We start from the raw sequence: 21,241 nt of genomic DNA on the forward strand, positions 1-21,241 counted from the left end.
CTGGTGGGTCAGCTGGTCGGGCTGGGGGTCGGCGGGGTGGGGGTCGGCGCGGTCCCGGAGGGGGACGGGGACTCCGGGTCGCCCCGGGTCGGGGTGGGGGTGACCGGGACGTCTGCGCCCTTCGCCGGGTCCCGGATCACGTGCCGCTCCAGGTTCACCTGGGCCTGCCCGGTGCCGCCGACGGTGATGTCGTCGTAGGCCTGGAGCAGCTTCTGCTGGTCGAAGTAGAGCACCGTCATCGACAGCGGGGTGGGCTTCTCGCCCTCCAGGCCGCGCAGCCCGGCACCGCCGGTCGAGCCCTCCACCATCAGTTGCGTCGGCTGCTGGCCCGGCACCTGCGGCAGCTTCGAGATCTGCCGGGCGTGGGTGTGCCCGGCCAGCACCAGGGGGCAGGTGCCCGAGAGCGGGCCGGCCGAGGCCGGGTCGTGCACCAGCGCGATGTTCACCGGCCGCGGCGAGTCGCGGACGGTGGTGGCGAGCGTCTCGCCGGCCCCGATCACCTGGTTGGCGACCTGCGCGGTGAGCCCGCTGCCGGCCGGGGAGGTCTCCTTGTCCGGGGTGAACCGGGGGTCGCCGATGCCGGCGATGGTGAGGCCGGCGACGGTGGTGGTCGAGTTGTCCAGCACGACCGCGTTCGGTTGCCGGGCCACCGCCGCCGCCGTCCGGGGCGAGTCGTGGTTGCCCCGGATGTAGACGTACGGCTTCTTGAGCAGCCCGATCGAGCCGACGTACGACGCCTCGGGTTCGCTGCCCCAGTCGGTCAGGTCACCGGTGTCGATCACCACGTCGATGCCGAACTGTTCGACCACGGTGCGGATCAACTGCCAGCCCGTCGGGTTGAGGTGCATGTCGGAGACGTGCAGCACCCGGGTGGTGCCCGGTGCCGGTTCGTACACCGGCAGCGCCGAGACGGTGGTGTAGAGCTGGCTGACGTTGCCGACCAGCCGCTGCAACTGCTCGGCGTACCGGCTGTAGTCGTTGGCGATCCGCCGCGCGTCACCGACGATCGCCGGGGCGTTGACCAGCAGGCCCTCGTACCGGGGTTCCTCGATGGCCTGCGGGCGGATGGTGCCGGCGGCCAGGCCGAGGCTGCCGGCGGTGACCACCAGGGCCACCCCGCCGGCCCAGGCGGTCCGCCTGGTGTCCCGGAAGACCAGCGCGGCCAGCAGCAGGGTGACCAGCACGGCCGCCCCGAGGGTACGCAGACCGAGCCGCAGCACCCCGTTGCGGACGTCGGTCACCGCCGACTGGCTGGCCCGGCTGATGCTGGCCGGGTCGTCGATCAGCGCCTCGGTCTTGCGCTGGTCCAGCGCACCCAGCCCGACCGTCAGGTGGGTGGGGCCCTGGTGGCTGTCGAGTTGGAGCGCGCCCAGCGGGGGGATGTCGACGGTGGTGCCGCCCCGCACCGCCGGGGCGAGGGTCAGGTCGGCGCGGAACGGGCCGATGTCGGTGCTGACCCGGCCACCGGCGAGCACCCCGACGACCGTTCCGGTCAGGGCCACCAGCAGCACCGCCAGCACCACGCCGAACCGTCGGACCCGGGCCGACCGCACGGCCGACCACCAGGTCCGCCAGCGCCGCTCACGCCGGGTGGGGAGGTCCGTCTCCCCGGGCCCGCGCTGCTCGTTCTCCTGACCACCCATGATGAGATTCTGACCTGCCCCGTGAAAGATCTTGGCAAACCCGGCGGACGGGCGGCCGATCCGCCCGGTACCTGCCCGGCTGTCCGGCCCGTCGGCGTGTCGTCAGCTCCGGCCGGCCCCACCCTCGGCGAAGACCAGCCGCAGCAGCCGGTCGTCCTCCGGCGTCGGCTGACCCCGCCCGTCGTGGTTGGAGGTGGAGACCCAGAGCGAACCGTCCGGGGCGGCGGCGATCGCCCGCAACCGGCCGTACTTCCCGGCGAGCAGTTCCCGGGGCGCGCCGAGCGTGGTGCCGGCGTCGGTCAGCTCCACCAGCCAGAGCCGCTCGCCGCGCAGGCAGGCGGCGGCCAGCAGCCGGCCCGCGGTCGCCAGCCCCGAGCAGGACGCCTCGTCGGTGCCCCACTGCACGACCGGGTCGACGAACCTGCCGTCGCCGGCCTGCCCCTCCACCGTCGGCCAGCCGTAGTTCGCCCCCTTGTCGATCTTGTTGATCTCGTCCCAGGTGTTCTGCCCGAACTCGGTGGCGTACATCCGCTTCCCGGCGTCCCAGGCCAGACCCTGCACGTTGCGGTGCCCCAGCGACCAGACCGGCGAGCCGGGGAACGGGTTGCCCGCCGCCGGCTTGCCGTCCGGGGTGATCCGCAGGATCTTGCCGGCCAGGCTGGCCCGGTCCTGGGCGGCGTCCCGGTCACCGGCGTCGCCGGTGCTGACGTAGAGCTGCCCGTCCGGGCCGAACGCCAGCCCGCCGCCGTTGTGGTTGCCGGACTTCGGGATGCCGGTCAGGACCGGCGTGGGCGTGCCGCCCAGCGTCAACCGGGCCACCCGGTTGTCCTGCGCGGTGGTGTAGTAGACGAAGACCGTCCGGTCCTGCGCGTACGCCGGGGAGACGGCGATGCCGAGCAGGCCCGCCTCGCCGGACGCGGCCACCCCCGGCACGGTCTGCGCCGGGCTGACGGTCAACCCCTGCGGCCCCGACTCCGGCCCGACCCTGAGGATCCTGCCGCTGTCCCGCTCGGTGACCAGCGCCGCCCCGTCGGGCAGGAAGGCGATGCCCCACGGCACCCGCAACCCCTTCGCCAGCACCGTGGCCACCACCTGCTGCTCGGGGGCGTCCGCCGACGCCGACGGGGTCGGCAGGTTGGGGGGCTCACCGGCCGGATCGGGCTCCGGCGGGCCGAAACTGCACCCGGTCAGCAGCAGCGCGGCACCGGAGGCCGCCAGGGCCGCGCGGGCCCGGACGGAGCGGGGGTACGGGAGACGGGCGCTCACCCGCCCCAGCCTAGCCCGCGAATCCGGACCGGCCGGGCCACCGGGGACGGCTCACCGGCCGGTGGACGCCTCAGCGGGCCCGCAGGGCCAGCAGCGCCACGTCGTCCTCGCGCCGCTGCTCGGAGCCGAGCAGCAGGTCGCACAGGTCGGCGGCGGGACGGGCCCCGGCGGCGGCGACCCGGGCGCACAACTGGGCCATCCCCTCGTCGATCGACTGGTCCCGCCGCTCCACCAGCCCGTCGGTGTAGAGCAGCAGGGTGTCCCCGGGGGCGAGCAGCACCTCCGCCCCGGTACGCGGGGTCGGCCGGGTCAGCCCCAGCAGCGGCTCCCGCCGGCCGTCGAGCAGCCGTACCGTGCCGTCGGCGGTGACCAGCAGCGGCGCGGGATGGCCGGCGTTGCACCAGGTGACCGCCACGCCGCCCGCGACCGGCCGCAGCCGGGCCAGCACCGCCGTGGCGGCGGTCGGGATGCGCAACCCCGAGATGGTGGCGTCCAACCGCCGCATCAGCTCCTCGACCGGGTCGTCCCGACCGAACGCGTTGCCCCGCACCAGGTTGCGCAGCTGCCCCATGGTCGCGGCGGCCTCGATGTCGTGGCCGGCGACGTCGCCGATCGCCGCCACCAGGTCGCCGTCGGGCTGGACGAAGGCGTCGTACCAGTCGCCGCCCACCTCCACCCGGTCGGCGGCCGGCTGGTAGCGGGCCGCCAGCTCCACCCACGGGCTCTGCGGCAACTGCGGCAGCATGCTGTGTTGCAGCACCTCGGCGACGTGCCGCTGCTCGCCGTAGATCCAGCCGTTGCCGACCGCCTGGCCGGCGCGGCGGCCGATCTCCAACGCGGTGCCCAGGTCGTCGTCGTCGAAGGCCCGCCGGTCGGGCCCGTTGACCAGGGTGACCGCGCCCATCACCGTGCCCCGGCCGGGGGCCGGCACCGGCACCGTCAGGTGCGAGGCGAAGCCCAGCCGCCCGGCGAGGGCCACCAGTTCCGGGGCGTCGCTGGCCCGCCTGACGTCGTCCAGGTCGGCCACGCCGCGCAGCACCGGCTGGCCCGTGCGCAGCACCGTCCGGGTGACCGAGGCGGGGCCGAGGCGGCGCAGCGCCACCTCGCCGAACCGGGCGACGTCGGCGGCGCGGGCCGGGTCGCGGTGCACGGCGGTCACCCAGCGGGGCGTGCCGCCCTGGTCGATCAGGGTCACCATGGCCCAGTCGGCCAGCCGGGGCACCACCGCGTCGGCCAACCGCCCCACCGCCGTCTCCACGTCGAGCGTCCCGGTCAGCTCCTCGCTCAGCGAGGCGAGCAGGTTGAGCCGTTCGTGTGCCTGCTCGACGAGCCGGCGGGCCGCCTCGGCCGCGTCCAGCGCGATCCGCAGCCGCAACTCCGAGGAGCAGGCCGCCGCCAGGTCGGCGAGCGTCCGCAGCTGTGCCTTCGTCCAGGCCCGGGGTTTGCTGTCGATCGCGCACAGCGAGCCGAGCACCCGGCCGTCCAGGTCGGTCAGCGGCATCCCGGCGTACGCGACCACGCCCAGCTCCGGCACGGCCAGGTTGTCCCGTACCCGGGGGTAGAGCCGGGCGTCCGGCAGCACCAGCGGGATCTCGGTGTCGATCACGTGCTGGCAGAACGAGTGGCTCAGCGGGGTCTGCCGGCGGGCGGCCCACGGCTCGGGCAGCCCGACCGCGCCGGGGAAGAACTGCCGGGTCTCGGTGACCAGCGACACCAGCGCCACCGGCACGTCGAGCAGATCGCTGACCAGCCTGGCGAACCGGTCGAACGCCTCGTCCGGCGCGGCGTCCAGGCCGGTCTCGGTCAGCGAGCGCAGCCGGGCCGGATCGGCCAGCGCGGCGATGTCCATGTCCGGCCGTCCGGTGCGCTCGGTCATCGACCACCTGTCTGCCGTCATGGGGAGGACACCGTTCGGCGTTCCGACCCCCGCCTATACCCGTCCCGCGTGGCCGTCACCCGTGTCCGTGGGCGACGTCGCCAGGTGCGGCGGGGACGGTCGGGCCGTCGGCGCGGCCCGTCGCCGCAGGGCTATCGTCGGCACGTGTGAAGGTATGGATTCCGCACCCCGCCGGTGTCGAGCTGCTCGGTCGCGTTCCGGCCGGTGTCACGGTACAGCCGTGGACCGACCCGGCGAATCCGCCAGGTGACGCCGCCGACGTCCGGTTCTGGGTGCCGCCGTTCCTGGCCGGGGTGGACACCACGGCGATGCTGGACCGGCTGCCCGACCTGGCGGTGGTGCAGCTGCTCTCCGCCGGGGCGGACGCCTGGACGGGGCGGGTGCCCGCCGGGGTCACCCTCTGCGACGCCCGGGGGGTGCACGACGCCGGCACCGCCGAGTGGGTGGTCACCGCGATCCTCGCCCAGCTACGCGGGTTCCCCGAGCTGGCCCGCGCGCAGGCCCGCCGGGAGTGGGCGTACGACCGGGTCGCGCCGACCGACGAGCTGACCGGCAGGCGGGTGCTGATCGTCGGGGCCGGTTCGATCGGCGCGGCCGTCCGGGCCCGGCTGGCCCCGTTCGACGTCACCTTCACCCTGGTCGCCCGGACCGCCCGGCCGGACGAGGAGGTGCACGCGGTGACCGAGCTGCCGCGCCTGCTGCCGGAGGCCGACGTGGTGGTGCTGCTGGTGCCGCTGACCGACGCCACCCGGGGGCTGGTCGACGCCGCGTTCCTCGCCGCCATGCCGGACGGGGCGCTGCTGGTCAACGCCGCCCGGGGCCCGGTGGCGGACACGCCGGCGCTGGTGGCTGAGCTGACCTCGGGGCGGCTGCGGGCGGCGTTGGACGTGACCGATCCGGAGCCGCTGCCGGCCGACCATCCGCTCTGGGAGTTGCCGAACGTGCTGCTCACCCCGCACGTCGGCGGTTCGGTACGCGGGCTGCTGCCCCGGGCGTACCGGCTGGTGGGGGAGCAGGTGCGGCGGTTCGTCGCGGGGTCGCCGCTGATCAACACGGTGGTCGACGGCTACTGACAGGTGGAGGTCGGCCGCCGGTGGGTGCCCCGCTCAGCGCGCGTCCGGTAGGGCCTGCCCGGTGACCGCGACCAGCCGGGGCAGGTCGACGCCCCGGACGGCGGGCAGTGGCAGCTGGTGCCCGTCGGTGAGCCGCACGACGGCCCGGCCGCGCGGGTCGGCGGCCAGCTCGACGACCTGCTCCCAGGGGATGCGCCGGCCCCCGGCCAGGGCCCGCAGCCGCAGCCCGCGCGGGTCGGCGTCGGTGCCGGAACGCCAGGCCCAGACCGCGACGGTCAGCGGGACCAGCAGCACCGGCAGCAGGTACCACCGGGCGGCGGCCAGGGGCAGCGCGCCGATGGTGGCGATGACGGCCGCGACCAGGATGGCCTGGTTGTGCCGGAAGCGGATGGTGTCGGCGCGACTCACCCCCCGATGATTCCACCCGGGGCCGGGGCGGCGCCGGGCGGGCGGCGGACCGGCCCCGACCGACGCTGACTGGTGACGCAGGTCACGGCCGTAGGGCGTAACCGGGAGGCTGATGCCGCGTTGAATCGCTAACCCCCCTGTCGCACCGCGCCGTGTCCCCCTCACGAAGGCGACCGCTGTGACCGTCGCTCACCCCCTGCGTCGCCCACCGTCCGCACCCGTCGTGCTCGCGGTGCTGGTCGCGCTCCTCGTCACCGCCGGCCTGGTCGACGCCGTCCCGCCGCTGGCCGCCACCACGATGGCCGGCGCGGGCGGCTGTGCCGTGGCCGCCGCCCGGCTGTTCCGCCTCACCGCCGACGGTGGGCGGGACCGTCGTGCCCACCGCCGCCGTCGGGCCGCCGTCCTGCTCAACATCGCGGTGACCGTGGTCGGGATGAGCGTGGCGGTGCTGCCGCTGGCACCGGCGTCCGGACGGGCCGGGGTCGCGGCGGCCGGTCTCGGCGCGGCCACGCTGGCCTACGCGGTCGGCCTGTTCCTGCTGCCGGGCCACTCCCGGCTGACGCCCCGGGCCCGGTGGCGGCGTGGCGTCGACGTGCTCGGCCTCGGCACCGCCCTGCTCTTCGCCGGCTGGGTGCTGGTCCCGCCCGGCCCGGTGCCACCGGTGGTCCGGGTGGTCACCGTGGCGGGCGCGGGTGTCCTGGCCGGGCTGCTGGTGGGCGCGCTGGCCGGGCACCGTCGCCGCCCCGACACGGCCCGGTGCCTGCTCGGGGCGGCGGCCGTCCTGTTCGGCCTGGCCGGCCTGGTGGTGCTGCTGGCCTACCGGACCCCCACCGTGACGCTGCTGACCGCGGTGCCGCTGCTGGTCGGCGGGGCGCTGCTGACGGCCTCCGGGATGGCCCGGGTCGTGGCCGGCGATCCGGCGGGTCCGACCGGTCCGCCGCCGGCCTGGCCCCGGGTGACCGCACCGGCGGCGGTGGCGACCGTGGCGGCGGCCGGCCATCTGGCGTTCGTCGGCGGCTTCACCCCGACCGCCGTCGTGCTGGGGCTGGCGGTGATTCCGCCGCTGGTGGCCCGGGAACTGATCTCCGCCGCCGACCAGCGGCGGTGGGCCGGGCGGTTGGCCGCCCGCGAGGCGTACTTCCGCACGCTGGTCGCCGGCGGTCGTGACCTGGTCCTCGTCCTCGACGACGGGTTGCGGGTGCGCTGGCTCTCGGCGGCCGGTGAACGCTGGTTCGGGCTGCGGCGGGAGGCGGTGTGCGGACGGGCGCTGGCCGATCTGCTGCATCCGGACGACGCGCCGGGCGTCCTGGCCCGGCTGGCCGGGCCGCCGGGCGACGCCGTCGCGCCGTTGCTGGTGGCCCGGATGCGTACCGGTGGCGGCGGCTGGCGGGAGACCGAGTCGACGGTGAGTGACCAGCGGACCGTGCCGGAGGTGGCCGCGGTGGTGCTGCACGTCCGCGACGTCGGTGACCGCCACCGGCTGGAGCGGGAGCGGCGTCGGGCCGCGGCCACCGACCCGCTCACCGGCCTGTCCACCCGGCGGGAGCTGCTGCGGGTCCTCGACGAGCGGGGCGGCACCCCCGGCGCGCTGCTCCTGGTGGACGTGCACGGCCTCGGCCCGGCCCGGGATGCTGCCGACCCGGACCCGCTCCTGGTCGCCACCGCCCGCCGGCTGCGTGACGTGGTCGGCCCCCGGGACCTGGTCGCCCGGCTGTCCGGGGAGGAGTTCGCGGTGGTCACCGACACCGGTGCGGTCCCGGCGTACGCGTTGGGCGAGCGGCTGCTGACCGCGTTGACCGAGCCGTGCCCGGTGCCGACCGGGATGGGCCGGCTCCGGGTCGGCGTGGGCCTGACCGAGCTGGCCGCGACGTCACCGCAGGACGCGGTGCGCCAGGCCGACCTGGCACGCCGCCGGGCCGTCCAGCTCGGCCGTAACCGGGTCGAGTGGTATGACGTCTGCCTGGAGGAGGAGCTGGTCCGCCGGCTGGACCTGGAACGGGAGCTGCCCGGGGCGGCGGCCCGGGGCGAGCTGGATCTGGTCTACCAGCCGGTGCTCGCGCTGGCCGACCGGCGACCGGCCGGCATCGAGGCGTTGGTGCGCTGGCGCAGCCCGGTGCTGGGCACCGTGCTGCCGGCCGAGTTCCTGCCGGTCGCCGAGGATCTCGGCCTGCTGGGGGAGTTGGGCCGGTGGGTGCTCGACCGGGCCTGCCGGCAGCTCGCCGACTGGTCGGCCGGGGGTCGGCAGCTGTGGCTGGCGGTCAACGTCACCCTCGCCGAGCTGTTGGCACCGGATCTGGTGCCCCGGGTGGCGGCGGTGCTGGCCGGGTACGGCGTCCCGGCGGAGCGACTGGTGCTGGAGATCGCCGAGCCGCGGCTCGGGGCCGACCTGCCCACGGTGGTGGCCCGGCTGGCCGGCCTGCGGTCGCTGGGGGTACGCACCGCGCTGGACAGTTTCCGGGCGGAGCACGCCTCCCTGGCCCAGCTGCGTCGGCTGCCGATCGACCTGTTGAAGGTGCAGCCCCGGCCGGTCGACCCGGACGAGGAGTCCTGCCCGTTGATCGACGTGGTGGTGGGTCTGGGGGAGCGGCTGGGGGTGACCGTGGTGATGGCGGAGCTGGAGTCGGAGCCGGACGTCGCGCGGGCCACCCGGGCGGGCTGCCGGTACGGCCAGGGGTTCGCGTTGGCGCGTCCGGCCACGGCCGAGCGGGTCGAGGCGTACTTCGAGGAGTTTCCGACGACGTCCCGCTGACGGCGGGACCGGATCGAGATGAACCGGTTCACCTGGCCCGGGGTGGCGCGGTGCTGCCCCGCGGAGTCAGGTGCGCCGTCTCGTCCTGGAGCCCGCGCACCGGTTCACCGGCGATGACGGCGAGCAACTGGCGGGCGGCGTGCGCGCCGTAGGCGGGGATGTCCCGGCCGAGCGCGGTCAGCGGCGGGTGCACCAGCTGGCAGAGCGGGGAGTCGTCCCAGGCCACGATGGACAGGTCGGCGGGAACGCCGAGGCCCATCTCCTGGGCCACGGCGAGCCCGGCGATCGCCATCACGTCGTTGTCGTAGATCACCGCCGTGGGGCGCTGGGCGGAGCTGAGCAGCCGCCTGGTGGCGCGGGCCCCCTCCTCGCCGGTGTAGTCCGACCACACGGTCGCCGCGTCGGTGAGCCCGAGCCGGCCGCACACCTCGGCGAAGGCGTCCGTACGGATCTCGGTGTGCAGCAGCGACGGCAGCCCGCCGATCCGGGCGATCTTGCGGTGGCCGAGGGCGACCAGGTACTCCACCGCCTCGGCGAGCGCCGCCGCGTCGTCCGACCAGACGTGGGCCAGCGTGCCTGTGTGCCTCGGCCCGCCGATCACCACGGCGGGCAGTTGCAGCTCCTCCAGGGCGGGCACCCGGATGTCGTCGGTCCGCAGGTCGCAGACGAGGACCCCGTCGACCCGCCGTTCGGCCCACCACCGGCGGTAGACCGCGATCTCCGCCTCCTGGTCGGCCACCACCTGGAGGGTCAGCGCGTACGACCGGGCGGAGAGTTCGGCCTCGACGCCGCTGATCAGCTCCATGAAGAACGGTTCGATGCCGAGGATCCGGGCCGGTCGGCACAGGGCCAGGCCGACGGCGTTGGCGGTGGCGCCGGAGAGCGCGCGGGCGGCGCTGCTCGGGCTGAAACCGATCTCGGTGGCGATCGCCAGGATGCGTTGCCGGGTGGCTTCGGAGACGCCCGGCTGCCCGTTGAGCGCGTACGACACCGCGCCCTTGGACACTCCGGCGCGTCGGGCGACGTCGGCGATGGTGGGCCGCTTCACCGGCGGTTTCCTCCACTTCTCGCGGCCTGGGCAGGCCGTCCTCGGGCCGGGGTCGCCGGCGGTCCTCACGCTACCGGTGCCCGGTCCGGCCGTCGTCCCCGGCCGCGGTCCGTCCCGGTCGACGGTGGTGGCTGATTCGCTTGCTCGGTTAAGTGTGCCGTTCGGTTGTGCGACGCCACCGGTGGCGGGGGAGCCTTCCACCTGCCGGAAGGCATGTTCCAGGGCTTCGGCAGGGCTTCTGGAGCGCCTCCGGGTTACCTGTCGGCGGCGCTGTTGACCGGCCGTTGACAGTGCGCGGGGTGGCCCGTACGGTGGCCTCACTTATCCGGTTCAGTCGACGTTCCTCGATATCGAGGGCGTCTCCATCGCGTGCGCGGAGGATGAGATGACACGGTCCTGGACCCGCTGGGCCCGCGCGGCGGCGGTCGGCGTCGTCAGCCTGACGCTGGTCGCGGCGTGCAGCGGCAAGAGCGCCACCGGCTCGGACGGCGGCGGCCAGGTCACCCTGAAGATCAATTTCTGGGGCGACTTCGGTCTCCAGGACCTCAAGACCCGCTATGAGGCCGACCACCCCAACATCAAGGTCCAACTCAACTCGGGCGAGTACAACGCCCAGCACGAGGATCTCCAGAAGAAGCTCGTCGCCGGCTCCGGGGCGGCCGACATCGCCGCCATCGACGAGGGCTTCATGGTCCAGTTCCGCAGCCAGTCCGACAAGTTCGTCAACCTGCTCGACAAGGGTGCCGGCTCGTACGAGAGCAGGTACCTGCCGTGGAAGTGGAAGCAGTCGCTGTCGGCCGACGGCAGGACCCAGATCGGCCTCGGCACCGACGTCGGCGGCCTGGCCATGTGCTACCGCACCGACCTGTTCGCCGCCGCCGGGCTGCCCACCGACCGCGACCAGGTCTCCGCCCTCTGGCCCACCTGGGACAGGTTCATCGAGGTCGGCCAGGACTACACCGGCCGGACGAAGAAGAAGTTCCTCGACTCCGGCACCAACCTGTTCAACCCGATCCTGGGCCAGCAGCCCGTCGGCTTCTACGACGAGCAGGAACAACTCCGGATGGAGCAGGGCCCCAAGGTCGCCTTCGACTACACGATCAGGGCGGTCCAGGCCGGTCTCTCGGCCAACCTGGCCAGCTTCCAGGCCGACTGGGACAAGGGCTTCACCGCCGGCTCGTTCGCCGTCCTCGCCTGCCCGGCGTGGATGCTCGGCCACATCAAGGACACCGCGCCCGGCACCCGGGGCAAGTGGGACATCGCCACGGTGCCCGGCGGTGGCGGCAACTGGGGCGGCTCGTTCCTCACCATCCCCAAGCAGGGCAGGCACGTCGACGAGGCGTACGAGCTGCTGGAGTGGCTCATCCAGCCGGAGCAGCAGATCGAGATCTTCAAGAAGGTCGGCAACCTGCCCTCGCAGCCGGCGCTCTACGCCGACCCGGCGATCGCCGAGTTCAAGAACCCGTTCTTCCACGACGCGCCGGTCGGGCAGATCTTCCCGAAGATGGCGCAGGGGCTCACCCCGCAGTACCTGGGCAAGAGGAACGGCCCGACCCGGGTCGCGGTGGAGAACGTCATCACCCGGGTGCAGAACGGAACCCTGAAGCCGGACGCCGCCTGGGCCGAGGCGGTCAAGGAGGCGGAGAAGGCCCGCACCTCCTGACCGTACGCCGCCCCGCCCCCGTACCGTCCCCGGCCCTGGAGGTGCCCCGTGTCCACCACCCGTGCCGTGCCGCCGTCGAGTCACCGCACCGGGCCGGAGCGTGCCGCCTCCGGGGCCGGTGACCTGTCGCCCGGCTGGCGCGACCGGCTGTACCGGTTCGACCTGCGCTACCTGCCCTACCTGATGGTCGCGCCGTTCTTCCTGCTGTTCGGCGTCTTCGGGCTCTTCCCGCTGCTGTTCAACGGGGTCGTCGCGCTGCGTAACTACCGGCTCGACGACCCCACCCTGCCCTACTGGGCCGGGTTCGCGAACTTCACCCGGCTCGCCGGTGACGAGGACTTCGGGAACGCGCTGTACAACACGGTCGGGATCTTCCTGCTCTCCTCGGTGCCGCAACTGCTGCTGGCGCTGGTGGTCGCGTCGCTGCTCAACCGCAAGCTGCGGGCGCAGACCTGGTGGCGGGTCGGGGTGCTGCTGCCGTACGTCACCCCGATCGTGGCCTCGACGATGGTGTTCAGCGTGTTCTTCTCCCGCAGCTTCGGGATGGCGAACTGGCTGCTCGCCGAGGTGGGCATCGGCGGTACGGGGGACGCGGCGATCGACTGGCGGGCCGACAAGCCGCACGCCTGGATCGCCGTCGCCACTATGGTCAACTGGAAGTGGATCGGCTACAACGCCCTGCTCTACCTGGCCGCCATGCAGTCCATCCCGCGCGACGTCTACGAGGCGTCCGCGATCGACGGGGCCGGCCCGTGGCGGCAGCTCTGGCGGATCACCGTGCCGATGATCCAGCCGGTGATCGTGTTCACGGTGGTGCTGTCCACCATCGGCGGGCTGCAACTGTTCACCGAGCCGATGCTGTTCGACCTCAACGCGCAGGCCGCCACCGGCGGGCCGAACGGCGAGTGGCAGACCATCGCCCAGCTCATCTACAAGGTCGGCTGGAAGGACCTCAACCTCGGCTTCGCCGCCGCGATGTCCTGGGCGCTGTTCCTGATCATCCTGCTGGTGACCGGGCTCAACACCCTGCTCACCAACCGCCTGTCGGGAGGTCGCCGGTGAGCGCCGTCGCCCCGCCGCGACCCACCGCGCCGGTCCGCAGACGGCACCGGCCCGCCCTGTCGGGTCGCGCGCCGCAGGACACCCCGGCCGGCCTCGGCACGTACCTGCTGCTGTCGTTGACCTTCCTGTTCGCCGCGTTCCCGCTGTACTGGATGTTCGTCATCGCCACCAGCGACGACGAGGCGCTGGCGCAGCTGCCCCCGGCGGTGGTGCCCGGCGACCGGTTCCTGGCCAACGTGCGGGAGGTCTTCTCCCTCCAGGACGTCTACTTCGCCGCCTCCCTGATCAACAGTTTCATCGTGTCGACCGTGGTGACCGCCTCGGTGCTGTTCTTCTGTTCGCTGGCCGGGTTCGCCTTCGCCAAGCTGCGGTTCCGGGGCAGCAACGCGCTGATGCTGCTCGTGGTGCTCACCCTCACCGTGCCCAACCAGCTCGGCATCGTCGCGCTCTACATCGTGATGGGCCGGCTCGGCTGGAACGGCACCCTGCTGGCGGTCATCGCGCCCGGCCTGGTCACCGCGTTCGGGGTGTTCTACATGCGGCAGTTCATCGTCAACAGCGTCCCCGACGAACTGGTCGAGTCGGCCCGGGTCGACGGGGCGACCACCATGCGGATCTACCGCAGCATCGCGCTCCCGGCGATCCGTCCGGCCCTGGCGGTGCTGGGCCTGCTCACCTTCGTGGCCACCTGGAACGACTTCCAGTGGCCGCTGATCACGCTCAGCGGCACCGACTACCCGACCTCGATGGTGGCCGTCTCCGATCTGGCGAGCGGCAACTACGTCATCTACCGTCGGGTGCTCGCTGGGGCGTTCGTCGCCACGGTCCCGCTGCTGGTGATGCTCGTCATCGGCGGCCGGCAGATCGTCCGGGGAATCATGGAAGGCGCGGTGAAGTCGTGAACCGTCAGGCGTTGCACGAGGGATGGCAGTTGCGGGCGGTGTCCGGGCCGCAGGTGCCCGACGCCGTCGCCGGCCGAGCGGTGCCCGCCACCGTGCCGGGCTGCGTACACACCGACCTGCTCGCCGCCGGTCTGATCGACGACCCCTACCTCGACGCCAACGAGACGACGCTTGCCTGGATCGGCCGCACCGACTGGGAGTACGCGACCACGTTCGTGCACCGGCCCGGCGACGACGACCGGGTCGACCTCGCCTGCGCCGGGCTGGACACGGTCGCCACGATCACCCTCAACGGCGTCGAGGTCGGCCGCACCGCCAACATGCACCGGTCGTACCGGTTCGACCTGGCCCCGGCGCTGCGGCCGGGGGAGAACACCCTCGCCGTCCGGTTCGACTCGGCGTACCGGTACGCCGAGGCGCAGCGGGACCGGCTCGGCGACCGGCCCAACGCCTACCCGGAGCCGTTCCCGTTCATCCGCAAGATGGCCTGCAACTTCGGCTGGGACTGGGGGCCGACGCTGGTCACCGCCGGGATCTGGCAGGAGATCAGGCTGCACGCCTGGTCCACCGCCCGGCTCGACACGGTTCGTCCACTGGTGACGGTCGTCGACGGGCAGGGCCGGGTGGAGCTGCACGTCGCGGTCGAGCGGGCGACGGACACGCCACTGACCGTCCGCGCCGAGGTCGCCGGCGTGACAGGCGAGGCGACCGTCCCGGCCGGGCGGCGCACGGCCGCGCTGACGCTCACCGTCGCCGCCCCGGAGCTGTGGTGGCCCCGGGGGTACGGCGCACAGCCGCTGCACCCGCTGACGGTGACCCTGTCGACGCCCGACGGTCGCCCGCTGGACACCTGGTCGCAGCGGGTCGGGTTCCGCTCGGTACGCCTGGACACCACCCCCGACGCCCACGGCACCCCGTTCACCCTGCACGTCAACGACGTGCCGGTGCTGGTCCGGGGGGTCAACTGGATCCCCGACGACGCGTTCCCGACCCGGGTCACCCGGGACCGGCTGGCCCACCGGTTCACCCAGGCCGCCGACGCCAACGTCAACCTGTTGCGGGTCTGGGGCGGCGGCCGGTACGAGTCGACCGACTTCTACTCCCTCGCCGACGAACACGGCCTGCTGGTGCAGCAGGACTTCCTGTTCGCCTGCGCGGCCTACCCGGAGGAGGAGCCGTTCGGCACGGAGGTCGAGGCGGAGGCGCGGGAGCAGGTGACCCGGCTGGCCGGGCACCCGTCGCTGGTGCTCTGGACCGGCAACAACGAGAACATCTGGGGCTGGCACGACTGGGGTTGGCAGGAGCCGCTGGCCGGTCGGAGTTGGGGGCGCGGTTTCTATCTCGACCTGCTGCCCCGGGTGGTGGACGAACTGGACCCGACCCGACCGTACTGGCCGGGCAGCCCGTGGTCGGGCAGTGAGGCGGTCCACCCCAACGACCCGGCGCACGGCAGCACGCACATCTGGGACGTCTGGAACACCGACGACTACACGAAGTACCGCGCGTACGTCCCCCGGTTCGTCGCCGAGTTCGGCTACCAGGCGCCCCCGGCGTACGCGACGCTGCGCCGGGCGTTGTCCGACGATCCGCTCGCGCCCGACTCGCCGGGGATGGCCCACCACCAGAAGGCCGCCGACGGGGACGCCAAGCTGCGACGCGGCCTCGACGCGCACCTGCCCGCCCCGGCCGACTTCGACGACTGGCACTACCTGACCCAGCTCAACCAGGCGCGGGCCATCCAACTGGGGGTGGAACACTTCCGCGCGCACCGGGACGTCTGCTCAGGCACCATCGTCTGGCAGCTCAACGACTGCTGGCCGGTCACCTCTTGGTCGGCGGTCGACGGCGACGGCCGCCGCAAACCCCTGTGGTACGCGCTGCGCCGGGCGTACGCCGACCGGCTACTCACCGTCCAGCCCCGCGACGGCGGGCTGGTCCTGATCGCGGTGAACGAGACAGGCGTCCCGTGGCGGGCCCCGGTGACGGTGACCCGGTCCACCCTGACCGGCGAGCCGAGGGCGAAGACCTCGTACCCGCTCGACGTGCCCGCGTACGCGGCGGTGACGGTGCCGTTGCCGGCGGACCTGGCGGTGGCCGAGGAGGAGCGCCGGGAGTTGCTGGTCGCCGAGGCCGGTGACACCGCCGAGCGGGCCCTGTGGTTCTTCGCCGAGGACCGGGACGCGCACTGGCCGGCGGCCCGCTACGGGGCCACGGTGGAACCGGTCGACGGCGGCCAGCGGGTCCGGGTCACCGCGCGGACCGTGCTGCGTGACCTGACCCTGTTCCCGGACCGGCTCGACCCGGCCGCCGAGGTGGACACCGCGTTGGTCACCCTGCTGCCGGGGGAGTCCGTCACGTTCACGGTGAGTTCCGGCACCCCGCTGGACCCGGCGGCGTTGACCACCAGGCCGGTGCTGCGTTGCGTCAACGACCTGGTCGACGACGCGGCCGTGGCCCCGACGGGCTGACCGGAAGGGTCGCTGGCCGGCGCCCCCGGCCGGCGCAGAGCGGGCCGCCCCTCGACAGCCCGGATCCGCGCCGACTCCGACGGCTCCCGGCATCCGACTGACCCTCGTGGCGTGCCCCCGGCGGACCTGCCGGGGCACGCCACGAGGCCCGGCCACGAATCGGGAGTCACGAACCACGCGACAGGTGACTTGAATAATTTCGCAAGTGCTAAAGTGTTCACGTTGTCGACGGAAGAAGGCCACGGGTGTCGGTCCCGCTGTACCAGGCCAAGGCGGAGCTGTTCCGCACCCTCGGGCACCCGGTGCGCATCCGGGTGCTCGAACTGCTCCAGGACGGGCCGAAGCCCGTCCGCGACCTGCTCGCCGTCATCGAGGTCGAGCCGTCCAACCTCTCCCAGCAGCTCGCCGTGCTGCGCCGGGCCGGTATGGTCACCTCCTACCGGGACGGCCCGCTGGTCATGTACTCGCTGAGCACCCCCGACGTGGCCGACCTACTGGCCGCCGGCCGACGCATCCTCGGCACCGTCCTCACCGACCGCGACGCCCTCCTCGACGAACTCCGCGCCGGCACCGAGCCGACCGCCGGCAGCACCGCACCCGCCGCCGGACCACCCGGCCCCGCCGGAGCCGGCGACGGGCCACGCGCCCACGTCACGAACGGCCCGCCGGCCCGGCCCGGCCGGTGAGCGCCGCCGCCGTCGCCGACCGGGTCCTCGGCCTGCTGCCCGACCGCGCCGACTGGCAGGCGGTACGCCGCTCACCCCGGCGCGACCTGGTCGCCGGGCTGACCGTGGCCGTGGTGGCCCTGCCGCTGGCCCTCGCCTTCGGCGTCACCTCCGGGCTGGGCGCGCAGGCCGGGCTGGTCACCGCCGTCGTCGCCGGGGCGGTGGCGGCCGTCTTCGGCGGCTCCCACCTCCAGGTCTCCGGCCCCACCGGGGCGATGACCGTGGTACTGGTGCCGGTGGTGCAGCAGTTCGGCCCGACCGGGGTGCTGATGGTCGGCGCCCTGGCCGGCCTGCTGCTGATCGCCCTCGCCCTGGCCCGCCTCGGCCGCTACGTCCGCTACCTGCCCACCCCCGTCATCGAGGGCTTCACCGCCGGCATCGCCGTGGTCATCGCCCTGCAACAGGTGCCCGCCGCGCTCGGCGTCACCGACGCGCACGGCGACCGGGTGTGGGCCGTCGCCGCCGACGCCGTCGCCCGGTTCGCCGTACACCCCCGGCCGGTGGCGCTGGCCGTCGCGCTCGGGGTGGCGGCGCTGATGCTGCTCGGCGCACGCTTCCGGCCCGGCGTACCGTTCTCGCTGCTCGGGGTGGCCGCCGCCACCGTCCTCGCCGAGACCCTCCCGCTCGACCTGGTGCGGATCGGCACCCTGCCGCAGGGGCTGCCCGCGCCGTCGCTGGGCTTCCTCGACCCCGGCGCGGTCGGCGTGCTGCTGCCGTCGGCGCTGGCGGTGGCCGCGCTCGCCGCGCTGGAGAGCCTGCTGTCGGCCACCGTCGCCGACGGGATGACCGTCGGGCAACGGCACGACCCGGACCGGGAACTGTTCGGTCAGGGCCTGGCCAACCTCGCCTCACCCGTGTTCGGCGGCATCCCGGCCACCGCCGCCATCGCCCGCACGGCCGTCAACGTCCGGGCCGGCGCGGCGTCGAAGCTGGCCGCGCTCACCCACGCGGTGGCGCTCGCCGCGATCGTGTTGGCCGCCGCCCCGCTGGTCGGCCGGATTCCGCTCGCCGCGCTCGCCGGGGTGCTGCTCGCCACCACGGTACGCATGATCGAGGCCGGATCGCTGTGGGCACTGGCCCGCGCCACCCGGGGCGACGCCCTGGTGCTGGTGCTCACCTTCGTCGTCACGGTCGCCTGGGACCTGGTCACCGCCGTCGCCGTCGGAGTCGCCGTGGCGGTGGTGATCGCGCTGCGCGCGGTGGCCCGCAGCGCCCGGCTGGAACAGGTCCCGCTCGACCGGGGCGAGCACAGCGACGAGGAACACGCCCTGCTGGCCGAGCACATCGTGGCGTACCGGCTGGACGGGCCGCTGTTCTTCGCCGCCGCGCACACCTTCCTGCTGGAACTGTCCGAGGTGGCCGACGTCCGGGTGGTCATCCTGCGGATGTCCCGGGTGTCGGCGCTGGACGCCACCGGCGCGCACGTGCTCGGCGACGCCATCGGGCGGCTGCGCGGACGGGGGATCACCGTCCTGCTCTCCGGCATCACCCCCGACCACGACCAGGTGCTTTCGACCCTCGGGGTGGCCGACGAGTTGCGCCGCGACGGACTGGTCTTCCCCGACACCCCGGCCGCCATCGCCCACGCCCGCGACCTGCTCCGCGGCCCCGTCCCCACCTGATCCCAGCCGGCGAGCCGGATCGGGTCGCGGATTGATCGACTCTTCGGGGGCGATGTTGCGGTATCCCCACGCGGGGATACCGCAACATCGCTGACGTGGAGCCGATCAATCCGATCTTGACTACGACTTGGGTAGCGACCACGGTGGTTCGATGCCCCATGATCAGGAACTGGCCGGCCTGGGTGTAAACAACGGTCGGTGAGTATCCTGGCGGCCCGCAACCAGGCCGTATGGCGACGTCGGGAGATGTGATGGATGAAACCCCCAGGCGCGGCCCCGCGACAATCGTGGAACTGACCGCGCAACTCCGGCAGTTCGCCGAGGACCGGGACTGGCAACGGTTCCACACACCGAAGAATCTGGCGATGGCACTGGCCGGCGAGGTGGGTGAACTGCTCGCGGAACTGCAGTGGCTGACCCCCGACGAGGCGACCCGGGTGATGGCCGACGCGGAACGGGGCGGTCGGGTGCGGGCCGAGATCGGCGACGTCATGATCTACCTGACCCGGCTGGCCGATGTGCTCGGGATCGACCTGCTCGCCGCAGCGGATGACAAGCTGGTGGAGGTCGCCCGCCGGTATCCGGCCGACGAGGTACGGGGGTCCGCCGCCAAACGTACGTAGCCCCGAATCGGTCTTCTGGGTAGGGTTCCGGAGTCGGAGAACGGTCCATGCGATGGACCACCGGCAATCCTGTGCTGCCCGGAGGCGCTCGCTGTGTCGGCTTACCGTTCGTCTGCTGCTGGTCTGTTGCGTCTCGCCTCCGACGGCGGACTGGTCGATGCCCTGGCCGAGCGGCTGAGGAGCAGTGGTCACGGGGTGGCTCCCGCCGAGAAGCGGGCGTGGTCGCGCAGCCTTCCGGTGCTGGCCCAGGACCTCGTCGACGCGGGCCTGCCCCAGGTCGAGGTGCTGGTGGAGTACCAGCTTCCGTTGACCAGCCGCCGGGTGGACGCGGTGCTGGCGGGTTCCGACCCGCGCACCGGGGACGACGCCTACCTCGTGGTCGAGTTGAAGCAGTGGAGCCACGCCACCGCCTACGAGGACTCCGACACCCTGGTGGCCGTCGAACACGCCCGTGGCCCACGGCTGCATCCGGGCGTCCAGGTCGCCGACTACTGCCGTTACCTCGGCGACTTCCTCGGCGTCCTGGGCCGCGAACCGGGACGGTTGAGCGGGGTCGCGTACCTGCACAACGCCGTGGACCGGGACGTGAGTGATCTGCTCGACCGACCGGCCACCGAGCAGAGCCGCGTCTTCACCGGCCAGCGTCGGGGCCGGTGGCTCGAGTATCTGCGGACCCGGTTGGCCGCCAGTTCGGGCGCGGACGCCGCCGACCGGTTCCTCGCCAGCACCGTGCGTCCCAGCCGGCACCTGCTCGCCTACGCCGCGACCGAGCTGAAGGAACGTTCGCACTTCACCCTCCTCGACGAGCAGCACGTCGCGTACGAGTTGGTCATGCACGCGGTGGAACGGGCCCGGACGGCAAACCACAAGCGGGCGGTGGTGGTGGCCGGTGGGCCGGGAAGCGGCAAGAGCGTCATCGCCCTGTCGGTGCTCGGCGAGTTGGCCCGGCAGAACCGGTCGGTGCTGCACGCCACCGGTTCCCGGTCCTTCACGCAGACCCTGCGCCGTTACGCCGGCCGGGGTTCCACCCGGCTGCAGAGCCTGTTCAAGTACTTCAACAGCTTCATGGACGCCGGCACCAACGACATCGAGGTGCTGATCTGCGACGAGGCTCACCGGGTACGGGAGACCTCGGTCAACCGGTACACGACGAAAGCCCGTCGGGAGCGGGCCCGCCCGCAGCTGGAGGAACTCGTCTCCGTCGCCCGGGTACCGGTCTTCCTCCTCGACGAGCACCAGGTGGTCAAGCCGGGCGAGTTGGGCAACGTCGAGGTCATTTCGGCGTTTGCCGAGAAGCTGGGGCTGGAGGTCGACGTCGTCGCGCTGCACGACCAGTTCCGCTGTGGTGGCAGCGAGGCATACGAGCAGTGGGTCTTGGACCTGCTCGGCCTCGACGGCGACGAACCGACGGTGTGGACCGGCGACGGCCGCTTCGACGTGCGGGTCGTCGAGTCGCCGCAGGAACTGGAGGAGTGGCTCGTCGACCGGCAGGCAGACGGTGGCACGGCCAGGATGTCGGCCGGTTACTGCTGGCCGTGGAGTGATCCGCGACCGGACGGCACACTGGTGTCGGACGTGACGATCGGCGGCTGGGCCCGGCCGTGGAACGTCAAGAGCGACCGCAGCATCGGCGACGCCCCAGGCAGTGCCTACTGGGCCACCGACCCGAACGGCATCGGTCAGGTCGGCTGCGTCTACACCGCACAGGGCTTCGAGTACGACTGGTCGGGTGTCATCGTCGGCCCGGACCTCGTTGCCAGGGACGGCCGGCTGGTGCCCCGGCGGGAGGAGTCGAGGGATCCCGCGTTCCGCAGCCGCAAGACGGTCAGCGACGAGGAGGCGGAGCGGCTCATCCGCAACACCTACAAGGTGCTGCTCACCCGGGGGATGCGCGGCACCGTGCTGTACGCGACGGACCCGGAGACGCGCGAATACCTGCGGGGGCTGGTCCGGGTCGAGCACCCACCGGAGGTCCGTTTCGCGCGGGATGCCGGGTAGCGGCGGTCGCAGGGTGTCGCTAGGGTGACGGTCGGTTGAGCGGATCGACGGGCTTCCCGTGATGGACATGCCCCCACCGCACGAGATTCTCGTG

At 73.4% G+C, this 21,241-nt stretch carries 14 protein-coding genes and 1 pseudogene; 10 read left to right on the forward strand and 5 right to left on the reverse strand.

All coding sequences use genetic code 11. From position 1 onward, the window contains the following. Window positions 1-8: 8 nt before the first annotated feature. From Q2K16_RS27655 to Q2K16_RS27665, 3 genes are all read right to left on the reverse strand, one after another. Window positions 9-1,643: a metallophosphoesterase gene (locus Q2K16_RS27655; protein ID WP_302741076.1), complete on the reverse strand. Its 1,635-nt coding sequence runs from the start codon at window positions 1,641-1,643 to the stop codon at window positions 9-11. 102 nt (window positions 1,644-1,745) lie between these two features. Further along, window positions 1,746-2,909: a PQQ-dependent sugar dehydrogenase gene (locus Q2K16_RS27660; protein ID WP_302741078.1), complete on the reverse strand. Its 1,164-nt coding sequence runs from the start codon at window positions 2,907-2,909 to the stop codon at window positions 1,746-1,748. 70 nt (window positions 2,910-2,979) lie between these two features. Beyond that, the gene (locus Q2K16_RS27665; protein WP_302741080.1) at window positions 2,980-4,785 is read right to left on the reverse strand and encodes a GAF domain-containing SpoIIE family protein phosphatase; all 1,806 of its coding nucleotides are present in this window, start codon (window positions 4,783-4,785) and stop codon (window positions 2,980-2,982) included. Between the two features lie 167 nt (window positions 4,786-4,952). Here Q2K16_RS27665 and Q2K16_RS27670 point away from each other — a divergent pair, with 167 nt between their 5' ends. Beyond that, a complete protein-coding gene (locus Q2K16_RS27670) occupies window positions 4,953-5,879 on the forward strand; it encodes a 2-hydroxyacid dehydrogenase (protein WP_302741082.1) in 927 nt (308 codons plus the stop codon). Between the two features lie 33 nt (window positions 5,880-5,912). On the opposite strand, the gene Q2K16_RS27675 is transcribed toward Q2K16_RS27670, so the two are convergent. Next, window positions 5,913-6,287 carry a PH domain-containing protein gene (locus tag Q2K16_RS27675; RefSeq protein WP_302741084.1) on the reverse strand — a complete coding sequence of 125 codons (375 nt, stop codon included), beginning with the start codon at window positions 6,285-6,287 and terminating at the stop codon, window positions 5,913-5,915. A 178-nt stretch (window positions 6,288-6,465) separates the two neighbouring features. Here Q2K16_RS27675 and Q2K16_RS27680 point away from each other — a divergent pair, with 178 nt between their 5' ends. Next, entirely contained in the window at window positions 6,466-9,036 is a 2,571-nt protein-coding gene (locus Q2K16_RS27680; RefSeq protein ID WP_302741086.1) for a putative bifunctional diguanylate cyclase/phosphodiesterase, read from the forward strand. Between the two features lie 28 nt (window positions 9,037-9,064). Here Q2K16_RS27680 and Q2K16_RS27685 read toward each other — a convergent pair whose 3' ends face one another. Continuing rightward, window positions 9,065-10,084, reverse strand: a complete 1,020-nt coding sequence (locus Q2K16_RS27685; RefSeq protein WP_302741087.1) for a LacI family DNA-binding transcriptional regulator — start codon at window positions 10,082-10,084, stop codon at window positions 9,065-9,067. A 385-nt stretch (window positions 10,085-10,469) separates the two neighbouring features. On the opposite strand from Q2K16_RS27685, the gene Q2K16_RS27690 reads away from it, so the two are divergent. The 8 genes and pseudogenes from Q2K16_RS27690 to Q2K16_RS27725 all read left to right on the forward strand — a co-directional run bounded on the left by Q2K16_RS27690 (window position 10,470) and on the right by Q2K16_RS27725 (window position 21,147). Further along, a complete protein-coding gene (locus tag Q2K16_RS27690) occupies window positions 10,470-11,747 on the forward strand; it encodes an ABC transporter substrate-binding protein (RefSeq protein ID WP_302741088.1) in 1,278 nt (425 codons plus the stop codon). Between the two features lie 48 nt (window positions 11,748-11,795). Further along, complete coding sequence (locus tag Q2K16_RS27695; protein WP_489671817.1) at window positions 11,796-12,809, forward strand: carbohydrate ABC transporter permease; 1,014 nt, start codon at window positions 11,796-11,798, stop codon at window positions 12,807-12,809. 56 nt (window positions 12,810-12,865) lie between these two features. Next, complete coding sequence (locus Q2K16_RS27700; RefSeq protein WP_302746636.1) at window positions 12,866-13,711, forward strand: carbohydrate ABC transporter permease; 846 nt, start codon at window positions 12,866-12,868, stop codon at window positions 13,709-13,711. Beyond that, window positions 13,708-16,179, forward strand: a complete 2,472-nt coding sequence (locus Q2K16_RS27705) for a glycoside hydrolase family 2 protein (RefSeq protein WP_302741089.1) — start codon at window positions 13,708-13,710, stop codon at window positions 16,177-16,179. The genes Q2K16_RS27700 and Q2K16_RS27705 overlap by 4 nt, the downstream gene beginning before the upstream one ends. 245 nt (window positions 16,180-16,424) lie before the next feature. Then, window positions 16,425-16,751, forward strand: a pseudogene (locus Q2K16_RS27710) (ArsR/SmtB family transcription factor); the annotation flags it as partial. Window positions 16,752-16,861: 110 nt separating this feature from the next. Continuing rightward, complete coding sequence (locus Q2K16_RS27715; RefSeq protein WP_302741091.1) at window positions 16,862-18,526, forward strand: SulP family inorganic anion transporter; 1,665 nt, start codon at window positions 16,862-16,864, stop codon at window positions 18,524-18,526. Between the two features lie 251 nt (window positions 18,527-18,777). Further along, complete coding sequence (locus tag Q2K16_RS27720; protein ID WP_302741092.1) at window positions 18,778-19,149, forward strand: nucleotide pyrophosphohydrolase; 372 nt, start codon at window positions 18,778-18,780, stop codon at window positions 19,147-19,149. Window positions 19,150-19,242: 93 nt separating this feature from the next. Further along, entirely contained in the window at window positions 19,243-21,147 is a 1,905-nt protein-coding gene (locus tag Q2K16_RS27725) for a DUF2075 domain-containing protein (RefSeq protein WP_302741093.1), read from the forward strand. Window positions 21,148-21,241: the final 94 nt, after the last annotated feature.

Origin of the sequence: Micromonospora cynarisoli (assembly GCF_030518815.1) — a bacterium.
GTDB lineage: Bacteria > Actinomycetota > Actinomycetes > Mycobacteriales > Micromonosporaceae > Micromonospora > Micromonospora wenchangensis.